This is a genomic window from Nitrospirota bacterium, from assembly GCA_040756155.1.
GTDB lineage: Bacteria > Nitrospirota > Thermodesulfovibrionia > JACRGW01 > JBFLZU01 > JBFLZU01.
In genome coordinates this window covers 7,321-17,400 of the sequence record JBFLZU010000002.1, presented here as the reverse complement: position 1 = coordinate 17,400, position 10,080 = coordinate 7,321, and the positions used below count along the sequence as shown (strand labels likewise).

12 protein-coding genes and 1 pseudogene are annotated in these 10,080 nt (G+C 40.6%); 12 read left to right on the top strand and 1 reads right to left on the bottom strand.

Annotated elements, in window-relative coordinates:
* Positions 1 to 19 precede the first annotated feature (19 nt).
* From AB1488_00265 to lptG, 3 genes are all read left to right on the top strand, one after another.
* Positions 20 to 157, top strand: a complete 138-nt coding sequence (locus tag AB1488_00265; protein ID MEW6408540.1) for a TraR/DksA C4-type zinc finger protein — start codon at positions 20 to 22, stop codon at positions 155 to 157.
* A gap of 189 nt (positions 158 to 346) precedes the next feature.
* Positions 347 to 1,528, top strand: a complete 1,182-nt coding sequence (gene lptF / locus AB1488_00260) for an LPS export ABC transporter permease LptF (protein ID MEW6408539.1) — start codon at positions 347 to 349, stop codon at positions 1,526 to 1,528.
* A complete protein-coding gene (gene lptG, locus AB1488_00255) occupies positions 1,528 to 2,652 on the top strand; it encodes an LPS export ABC transporter permease LptG (protein ID MEW6408538.1) in 1,125 nt (374 codons plus the stop codon). The genes lptF and lptG overlap by 1 nt, the downstream gene beginning before the upstream one ends.
* Here the strand turns inward: lptG and AB1488_00250 are convergent.
* The gene (locus AB1488_00250; protein MEW6408537.1) at positions 2,605 to 3,090 is read right to left on the bottom strand and encodes a Mut7-C RNAse domain-containing protein; all 486 of its coding nucleotides are present in this window, start codon (positions 3,088 to 3,090) and stop codon (positions 2,605 to 2,607) included. The genes lptG and AB1488_00250 overlap by 48 nt on opposite strands.
* 231 nt (positions 3,091 to 3,321) lie before the next feature.
* On the opposite strand from AB1488_00250, the gene AB1488_00245 reads away from it, so the two are divergent.
* The 9 genes and pseudogenes from AB1488_00245 (at position 3,322) to AB1488_00205 (ending at position 9,890) form a co-directional block, all read left to right on the top strand.
* Positions 3,322 to 3,573, top strand: a complete 252-nt coding sequence (locus AB1488_00245) for a MerR family transcriptional regulator (GenBank protein MEW6408536.1) — start codon at positions 3,322 to 3,324, stop codon at positions 3,571 to 3,573.
* 19 nt (positions 3,574 to 3,592) lie between these two features.
* A complete protein-coding gene (gene pilM, locus AB1488_00240) occupies positions 3,593 to 4,597 on the top strand; it encodes a type IV pilus assembly protein PilM (protein MEW6408535.1) in 1,005 nt (334 codons plus the stop codon).
* A 1-nt stretch (position 4,598) separates the two neighbouring features.
* The gene (locus tag AB1488_00235) at positions 4,599 to 5,228 is read left to right on the top strand and encodes a PilN domain-containing protein (GenBank protein ID MEW6408534.1); all 630 of its coding nucleotides are present in this window, start codon (positions 4,599 to 4,601) and stop codon (positions 5,226 to 5,228) included.
* A 24-nt stretch (positions 5,229 to 5,252) separates the two neighbouring features.
* The gene (pilO, locus tag AB1488_00230; protein MEW6408533.1) at positions 5,253 to 5,822 is read left to right on the top strand and encodes a type 4a pilus biogenesis protein PilO; all 570 of its coding nucleotides are present in this window, start codon (positions 5,253 to 5,255) and stop codon (positions 5,820 to 5,822) included.
* A 2-nt stretch (positions 5,823 to 5,824) separates the two neighbouring features.
* Positions 5,825 to 6,346 carry a hypothetical protein gene (locus tag AB1488_00225; GenBank protein MEW6408532.1) on the top strand — a complete coding sequence of 174 codons (522 nt, stop codon included), beginning with the start codon at positions 5,825 to 5,827 and terminating at the stop codon, positions 6,344 to 6,346.
* 34 nt (positions 6,347 to 6,380) lie between these two features.
* Entirely contained in the window at positions 6,381 to 7,829 is a 1,449-nt protein-coding gene (gene pilQ, locus AB1488_00220; GenBank protein MEW6408531.1) for a type IV pilus secretin PilQ, read from the top strand.
* A gap of 9 nt (positions 7,830 to 7,838) precedes the next feature.
* A complete protein-coding gene (locus tag AB1488_00215) occupies positions 7,839 to 9,062 on the top strand; it encodes a peptidase (GenBank protein ID MEW6408530.1) in 1,224 nt (407 codons plus the stop codon).
* Positions 9,063 to 9,189: 127 nt separating this feature from the next.
* Positions 9,190 to 9,534 carry a divalent-cation tolerance protein CutA gene (cutA, locus tag AB1488_00210; GenBank protein MEW6408529.1) on the top strand — a complete coding sequence of 115 codons (345 nt, stop codon included), beginning with the start codon at positions 9,190 to 9,192 and terminating at the stop codon, positions 9,532 to 9,534.
* 67 nt (positions 9,535 to 9,601) lie between these two features.
* Positions 9,602 to 9,890: pseudogene (locus AB1488_00205) on the top strand (GIY-YIG nuclease family protein).
* Positions 9,891 to 10,080 lie beyond the last annotated feature (190 nt).

Here is a 10,080-nt window from a genome sequence, read left to right as displayed (position 1 = left end):
TGAGATACCTCCTGAAGATATGCCAGGGAAGCCGTTAAGCAGGATTAAATGTGATAAATGTGGAGATTATGTGCAGGATAAAAGAGAAGTGATTGTTGATGGTAAAAACCTCTGTAAACCATGCGCATCTGGTGGATATTATAAGCGTAAAAAATAAACCCTCTTTCGTATTAGTTGAACTGACCAGAAATTGGAAACTATAATGCACCCTGTAATTATAGAGATCAAAAATCAAAGATTAAAATTCAAAAATTTTTACATTTTGATTTGTCATTTTGCATTTTGATTTTTTATTTTTAATTTAGTTTTGAGTCGCTCAACTTTTTACGAAAGATTGGGATAAATAATGCTTAAAATAATAGATAGATACATCTTCAAAGAAATCTTTGCAATATTTTCAGTAGGGTTACTTGTATTTACCTTCGTTTTACTTCTGAATAAGATAATAAAACTTATTGAACTCATAATTGAGAAAGGTGTTCCTGCAACCGAGATAGTAAAACTTGTTGGTTACCTTCTGCCCTCATTGTTCTCTGTTACCATTCCGATGTCATTGTTACTGGCTACACTGGTGACATTTGGAAGATTGTCTGCTGACAGTGAGCTTACAGCATTGAAAAGTAGCGGATTCAGCCTTTACCGCCTGATGGTTCCTGTAGGGTATTTCGCTGTCATTGCTTATTTAATTACCACTCTGATGATGATATATCTTTTCCCATGGGGAAACTATTCATTTAAAAGACTGTTCTTCGATATTGTAAAAACAAAGGCATCGGTCGGTATAGAGGAAGGGGTATTTAATAATACCTTCGATGGACTTGTGATGATGGTTAATAGGGTTTCTCCTACAAATCAAATGGAAGGGGTGTTTATCTTTGATGAGCGCGATCCAAAAGACCCCTACACGATCATCGCTAAAAAGGGCAGCATGCTATCAGACCCGATAAAACTGGTGGTGTTTCTTAAACTCAATGATGGCACTGTGCACAAGTCAGTTAAAAAAATGACAGGGTCGTATGAACAGGTGAAATTTCAGACATACGAACTGCAACTTGACATCAATAAGGCACTCTCGGGACAGGAGAAAATAACAAAAGGTAAGAGAGATATGAGGCTTTCCGAACTGAGACGAATGATTGAACAGAGTAAACAGAAGGGTGAGAATTACTTTAGCTGGCTCTTTGATCTCCATAAGAAATTCTCTATTCCTGTTGCTTGCCTTGTCTTTGCTTTGATCGGACCACCCCTAGGCTCTATCACAAGACAGGCAGGGAAGGGTGGTGGTTTTGCTTTGAGTATCCTCGTAATCCTTATCTACTATATGCTGATATCAGCAGGGGAAAACCTCTCTGGTGAAGGAAAACTCCATCCATTCTTTGCCGCATGGATGCCTAATATCCTGTTTGGTGCGATGGGCGGTTACTTGCTTATAAAGGCAGCCAGGGAATCGCAATTCGTTTTCGTTGAAAGACTACGAGTTATTATTACAGAAGTGGTTAATAAGACATTTAAAAGGAAGACCTTATAATGTTAAGTGTACAAATAGGACGCATTCCTCTTTTATATCTCTATTTTGTTAAACAGTTCTTGAGAATCTTTATGCTTTCCATAGTTGCCTTTATAGTCCTTTCTGTCATTATTGATTTTTTTGAACATGTTGATGAGTTTTATGCTAACAGGGCAGAGCTTAACCATATTATTGAATATTACTTTCTGTTGGTTCTTAAGATACTCTTCTTTGCGACGCCAATTTCTGTGTTGCTTTCAACAATGATAACCATCGGCATTTCTAACAGGAATAATGAACTTGTGGCTGCAAAGGCTGGTGGAATAAGCATTTACTGGATGGCAACACCTCTGATTGCATCGGCTTTGATTATCAGTATTCTACTGCTTATCTTCGGGGAAACCCTGCTGCCTGTTACAAACAAGAGGTATGAATATGTGAGGAATGTGCTTATCTTAAAGAAAAAACCTAAGGGGGGGATTTATCAGAATAAAGTGTGGTATAGATGTTTGATTGGGGAATCTGAAGAAAAAGATACAGTTCTGCTGAATGCTGATATAATGACACCCGAAGGTGATATATTCCATGGTGTTACACTGTACACGTTAAATAAGCAGGATGAACTGAGTGAGCGGGTAGATGCAAAGATGGCAAAATGGGATGGTAATCAATGGATATTTTACAACGGGATAATTCGCAAATTTAACGCAAATTCCCAGAAAGGTCTTTCATTTGAGGAAATCACATATCCTATCCTTGAGACCCCCACAGACTTTAAGATTATTGAGAAGAAATCAGACACCATGAGCTTTCTGGAGTTATACCGCTATATTGAGAAACTCAAATCAGGAGGATATAGCCCCAAGAGATTTGTAGTTGATTTACATGCAAAGGTATCACTTCCATTCTCTGTGCTCATAATGTCAATCTTCGGGATTCCTTTTTCTTTAAGAGGTCATAGAAGTGGAGGGATTATTCTTGGCGTAGGGCTAAGCATACTGGTCGGTTTCTTATACTGGATAATGCTCTCAATAGGAATATCGCTCGGGCGTACAGGCATATTCCCCCCCCTCTTTGCTGCATGGCTAGGGAATCTGTTATTCGGCGTCATTGGAACCTACTGGTTTCTTGGGATACGACAGTAATCTTTCGAGATATCTGTTGATTTTTTCAATATGACTGCCTTTCCAGTAAACCTTCTTACACAGAGGACATCCAGCAAATATATCAGATGTAGCAGAAATGTGCTCTGGAACCATATCAGCCACATCTTCTTGCTTTTTATCGGCGAGGGGCTCATTGCAATAGATACACCTTGTAAGCAGGTTAGATGTGGTCAAGCCAAATGCCGTGATAGATTGCTTCAACTGTTTCATTGGTTCATTATCCTCTATAAAAAGATATCTCGGTACGCCTCTTCTCTTTATCAGCCGTGTATCCCTCGTGAGGAGTATTCTCTGTTCTTTCCTTGCCTTTTCGATAAGAACCATGTCCTCGATATCGGGATAATATAAAGTATCGTAGCCAAGTATCCTCAGCCACCGCGCTAATTTCCCGAGCATGACATCTGCGATAAATCGCATACCGAGTAATCTATGACAAAGAATGAACCTTGTCAATTGAAAAACTGCTCCTTATTTGTCCTTTTCCCATAAAGGAGGATTAAGGAGAGGAAAAGTAGGAAAATGCAGATTTTTCTTGACAAATGAATATTTTCCATTAAACTATAGAAAAATAAACTTGAAACTAAGTTTAGAAATAGATATGGAACTAAATCTAAATCTAAATCTAAGACTAAATCTGGATTCATACTGATGAAGACGACTGAGATATTACAGCAGGTTGGTATTCCAAGGCATAAGCTCTATTACCTTGAACAGAAAGGTTACATATCACCGTTGAGGATACAAATGGGTGAACTTGAGTCAAGGGAGTATAGCGAGGATGATTTTATAAAGATAAAGTTGATATGGAAATACCTGAAGGAGGGATTCAAACACCGCGTTGCGTACCAGAAGGCTATGGAAGAGCTGAAAGGATACACGCTTAATCTGGAGGAAAAATAACAGGGTTCTAAACTTTGCGATGTCAGAACATAACCATATTGGAGTAGATATAGGAACGAGCTCAATAAAGATAGTAGCACTGAAAAGAAAAGGTAAAAGTGCTACCCTTCTTAACGCAGGTTTTATAGAGATAGAAGAGAAGGGAACCGTACTGAATGCCATGAAGATACTTGTTGAAAGACTCAGGATAAGAGGAAAAGAGGTGATAACAAAGATACCTGGTTCAGCCACGACTATAAGGCATGTATTCATGCCAAGGATGTCCGAGAAGGAGTTAAAAGAAGCGATAAGATGGGAGGCGAAAAAACATATCTCGTATCCGTTAGAGAATGCAGTTGTAGATTATATAAGTACGGATGGTGAAACGGGTGGAGACAAGATAAATGTTATGCTCGTCGCAGCAGAGAAGAGTGCGGTGATGTCAGTCTATTCGATTGTTAGAGATGCAGGGCTTAAGGTTGTTGCTGTTGATACTAACCCATTAGCGATACTCGAAACACTGAGACTCAATTATGACTGGGGAAGTGAAGAGAATATCATTGTGGTTGATATAGGGGCAGGAATCGTAGAGATAGATATTATTAAAGGGACGCAACTCAGATTCACGAGGTCGGTAGATATAAACGGTGATGATATTTCAAAGGTGATGATGGAGGAATTGGGTATTACCAAGGAAGAGGCAGAGGAATTTAAAAAAATGGGAGTAAGCCTCAAAGAAGAGGTTACAGAAGGACCTGAAGCAATCATAAGGAGATTTCTTGACCGGCTCGCATTAGAGATACAACGCTCTGTAGATTATTACAAGGCACAGTCGAGAGAGAAGATTGTAAAACGACTGATACTAACAGGAGGGATTGCATTAATGCCTGGATTAAAAGAATATCTCGCCGGGATTTTCGATATCGTTGAGATAATAGAGCCCTTCCGTAGTATCACATACAAGGAGGAAAGACTTGCGGATATTATAAAAGATGCACCACTATTTACAGGGGTAATCGGGCTGGCAGCAAGGAAGGTGATATAGGTTGAAGGAATATGTAAACCTTCTGCCGCTAGAGTATCTACCTCGGAAGATACCACTGTGGCAGAAGATGGGGCTCATGTTCTTGATACTTTGCCTATCCTTTGCGGTGGTGGTTACAGGTTCAAAGTTTGGGAGGGTAAAGGAGTTTCAGAGAGATATTAAGAGGATTACACAGCAAAAGCTTAGTATATCTTCTGAGGTCGAGAGACTTAAAAAAGAGATAGCGAATAAAGAGCAGAGACAGAAGGAAGAGGCAGAGGCTATGAAGATGCTTAAAGGACTTCTTCAGGATAAGGTTCTCTGGTCAGAGATGATGAGAGAAATAAGTTTTGTCATACCAGAAGGTGTATGGCTGACAAAGATTGATACAACACCTGTCGGTACTGACAGACTGGTCAGGTTTTCAGGGAGGGCTACAAAATCTCATCTTGTTATGAGGTTTTTCTCTATGATGGAAGAACGGTCACATTATATAAAGAATGTGAAACTGATTTCGCTTAGAAAAACAGAAGCAGAAAAGGATGGCGAGGAAGAGGTGGTATTTGAGATGGAGGGCACATTGAAGGCAATAGTTGTTATGGACAGGACAACTGAGACCATGAAAGAACTACAGCCATATATAAAAAAGTGAAAAGTGAACAGTGAACAGTGAACAGTGAAAAGACTTTTAAACATATTCGAGAGACTGCCTGTAAAGGTAAGGATACTGCTGCTGGTGGCATTCTTTGCAGGAGTCTCATTGTTATTCTATCAGTTTATCTATCTGAGGTTTGATAAGGAGGAGACACGCTTGAGGGCAGATATTAAAAAGACAAAAACAGAGATAGAGACACTGAATTCTCAGATACCTCTGCTTAAAAAGAGAATAGAAGAGATGAAACCAATAGAGATAGACCGTATAGGACTTGATGCTGTTTTATTTAGATGGAATAGGTATACCCAGTTTCTTGAGGAGGTTACGAAAGAGGCAGATGAGAGCAAGATTTCAATCATAAATATAATACCGGTCACAGCGCTGGACAAGGGGGATTATATCGAGGTCTTATTGAATGTCGAGCTAAGAGGGAAATACAGGGATTTAGGTGGGTATCTAAAGAGGGTAGAGTTGCTTCCGAGACTTGTGAAGGTGAAGAACATAAAGATAGAGTATCTACCAGATATGTATCCTGAGTTAAATGCGAGGATAGAGACGATAACATATATAAAGAAACCAGGGTCTTCATGAAAATGCACAGCGAGCGATTAGCGAGCGAATATAAGATGAAGAAATTCCCTACATTTCGAAGCTCTGCAGGAAGCTTCAAAAATTCAGTAGGCATATTGATTATCGCCTTATTTCTGACACTCGGTGGTATAGTGGCATATTCGAGCCAGGGGAGGGTTTCTCTATCAGATATAACACTTGAAGAGATAGAAAAGGAGAGGAAGCCACTCGCATGGGGCAGGGACCCATTCCTCAAACCTGTTGCGAGAAAAGTGAAAAAAGAAGAGGTATTTATCCCTGAGAAGGAACTCAAGAAGGAGTTGACGATAAAGGCGATTATATTTGATGGAAAGACAGGTGTAGCGATCATCAATGATAGGCTTGTGAAAAAGGGTGATATGATCTTTGGTAGAAAGGTTATAGACATCCAGCGGGATAAGGTGATACTTGAGGATCCTACAGGGAAGACTGAGTTGACGATAGGAGGCTTTACTACGGCGAAGCCTGCCGAAGGAGCGGCTAAACCTCCAGGGGAAAGACAGTGAACAGTGGACAGTGAGAAGTGAAAAGTGAAAAGAAATGAACGGTGAACAATTAAAAGTGAAAAGTAGAATGTCGTTCTATACCTCAAAGGCAAAGGGGACTGTCCCAGAATTACGGACGAAGCGTAGCGGAGTCGTAGATTCGGGACTGTCCCCATGGGTAAAATGGCTCTGGGCTTCGGTGTTTATTGTACTCTTCCTTCTTTTCACTGCTATAAATACAGGAAGTGTTGAACAACCATCTGCGAAAGTCTCTCTACCAAATAATCAACTCTTCTCCCTTGAACTAAGGGATGTGGAACTGAAAGATGTGTTGAGGGCATTAGGGCAGGTTGGTGGACTGAATGTAGTAGTAGGAGAAAAAGTAACTGGCAAAGTAACCCTGAGTTTTGATAAGGTCTCACTTATGGATGCATTTAATGCTATACTGAAAGCAAATAACCTTGCATACTATCAGGATGGAAATATAGTTTATGTAATCACAGCACCGGTAACACTTGAAGAGGAATATCTCACATTCAAGACATTCCCGATGAATTATGCAGATCCTAAGGAGGTCAGCACCCTTGTGAAAGGACTTCTTAGTAGCAAGGGAATGGTTACAGTTGACAGTAGGACAGGGACACTTCTCGTCAAGGATGTTCCTGCGAACATAGAGAGGGTCTCAAACCTTATTAAAGAAGTAACAGGTAAACCACAGCAGGTGATGATAGAGGCGAGAATTGTAGAGGTGAGCAAGACATTCGGTCAAGCCCTCGGAGTAGAATGGGGTGGAACATATACGACTTCAGGGACACCTAAATGGCGTCAAACAATAAGAGGCGCCACTGGTGTGAGCAGTTTTAGCGGTTCAAGCAACTATGCGGTGAACCTGCCTGCGGTATTAGCAACAGCTGCATCTGTAAATCCCTTTGGTGCAATAGGACTCACATTTGGAAATATAACGAATACAAAGATACTTGAACTTAGGTTGTCTGCATTAGAACAGAGCGGTGAAGGTAAGGTTCTCTCAAATCCGAGGATTCTCACTATGAATAATAAACCTGCTATCATCTTAACAGGGACAAAGGTAAAGGTGGTTATTCAACCGACTACCACAACTGGGACGACTACTACAACGACTACAACAACCGCCACTTCAGAACAGATAGAGGCGACACTGAAACTTGAGGTCACACCCCAGGTGACAGCGGATGGGGGAATATTGATGCTCATAAAGACGAAGAGGGATGAGTTTGACTGGTCGAGGGCGGTTCAGGGCTATCCCGCAATAAATACCAGAGAGGCAGAGACTACCCTTTCTGTGATGGATGGTGAGACGGTAGTTATCGGTGGTATATACACAAAGAAGGAAACAGCTCAGGAAAGTGGTATTCCTTTTCTTTCAAAGATTCCTATACTCGGATGGCTATTTAAGAGTAAGACGGAGATGGATGAGGTAAGTGAATTGATGATATTTATAACACCGAAGATACATAAAAGTTGAAAGTTGAAGGTGAGAAGTGAGAAGTTGAGAAGTGAAGATAGAATAATCACAACTATAAAGAATATCTACACCATAAATCTCGGTGTAAAAAAACACGAGAGGGTGCTTGTCTTTACTGACCGTATAAGGTCAGATGAAGAGATATCAGATAGCGATAGAGAAAGAAGGGAAAGACTGATTGATATTGCGAGGCTTGTGGTAGATGTGGGTAAGGGTTTGGCTAAAGAGATAATATATGTTGAATACCCTGCACTTAAGGGTCATGGAAGTGAACCACCAGAGAGGCTCTGGGTTGCTGCCTTTGGTAGAGAGACAGTTAATGAATTTAAAAAGAACAGGATATTTACAGCACTCCTCAGAAAAAAGGCAACCGAGAAACAGTTAAGCATCGCCAGGGACTGTGTAGCATTATGGAAAGATAATGCAGTTGATTCTGTTATAGCCCTCTCGAATTTTTCGACAAGCCACACAGCCTTTCGTGATATGCTCACCCGTGTGGCTAAAACGAGATATGCGAGCATGCCTCTTTTTGACCCATCAATGTTCTTTGGCGCAATGAACGTGAACTGGAGGGCACTTGCAAATAGGACGACCTTACTCGCAGAGAAGATAAAGAAGGCATGTAAGGTCTTGCTCGTTACACCAAATGGCACAAGGCTTTCAGTTATTAAAGAGAACAGGCATGTTGGTACAGATATAGGGATACTGACAAGACCTGGCTCATTCGGTAACCTTCCAGCAGGTGAGGTATTCTTCGCACCTATGGAAGGGACTGCAGATGGTAAACTTATACTTGAATGGGCACCAACTCACAGATTGTCATATCCTATATGTCTACTGATCAAGAAAGGAATGGTAGAAGACATCTCAGGTTCACCCCGCACCACGGCTTTACCCCCCTCTTGCACGCAAGGGCGGGGTGAAGACAGCTACGCTATATACCTGAGGAGAAGACTCTCTGAAGACGACAACTTCAGGAATATTGCTGAGTTTGGGATAGGAACAAATGAAGGGGCATCAAGACCTGATAACATTCTTGAGGCAGAGAAGATATGTGGCACAGTTCATATAGCCCTCGGGGATAATAGTTCGTTCGGTGGTAAGGTAAGAACCCCTTTTCATCAGGACTTTGTGTTCTTTAAACCTACGGTGACTATTATCTACTCCGATGGCAATAAGGAGATTATCTTGAAAGATGGGAGGCTTGGGGACCGTCCCAGAACAATCATATGAAGTCTGTCATTCCCGTGAAAACGGGAATCCAGCACTTTTATTTTCTTGGATTCCTGCTTCCGCAGAAATGACGTAAAAGACGTAAAAAAGGTAAGGGGACTGTCCCTTGGGTAAGGAGCAAGGAGCGATGAGCAAAGAACAAAAGGGGAATATTTCAGAAGATGCAATAGTCATTTTTATAACAACCAGCAACAAAGAAGAGGCTGGTAAGATTGCAAATATCCTGATAGAAGAGCGTCTTGCAGCATGTGTGAATATTGTTGAAAGGGTGAGATCAATCTACAGATGGAAAGGCGAAATTTGCGATGAGGCTGAATCACTGATGGTTATAAAGACAAAGAGAGGGCTGTTTGATAAACTCTCAATGAGGGTAAAAGAAGTCCATAGCTATACCGTTCCTGAGATAATAGCACTCCCGATAATAGAGGGCTCCGAGGAGTACATGAACTGGCTGATAACGGAAACCGCATGAATGAGTTTGTCATTGCGAGGAGTGAAATTTCTTCCTGTCATTGCGAGGCGTAGCCGAAGCAATCTCTATGGAAAGACAATACTATGTATATATAATGACTAATAAGAACAATACAGTTCTTTATACGGGGATTACTAACGATTTAAAAAGAAGGTGTTATGAGCATAAAGAAAAGTTAGTTGAAGGATTTACAGAGAAATACAACATTACTAAACTGGTTTATTATGAAGTCTTTAGGGATATTGAGAGTGCTATTATTAGGGAAAAGCAACTAAAAGGTGGAATCGAGGGCTAAGAAAATGGAGTTAGTGAACAAAATGAATCCTGAATGGAGAGATTTATATGATGAATTATGAGATTGCTTCGTCGTCCCGATAAGTTGGGACTCCTCGCAATGACGGTTAGAGAGTCATTTTCCACTCTTTCGTGGCAAAAAATCCATAATACTGTGGCAGGATGGAAACATTATAAGTGATAAGTGATAAGTAATAAGTGAGAAGTGAAAGGTAAAAAAGATAAAAAACCTCTATTTTCAATTAATTCCTC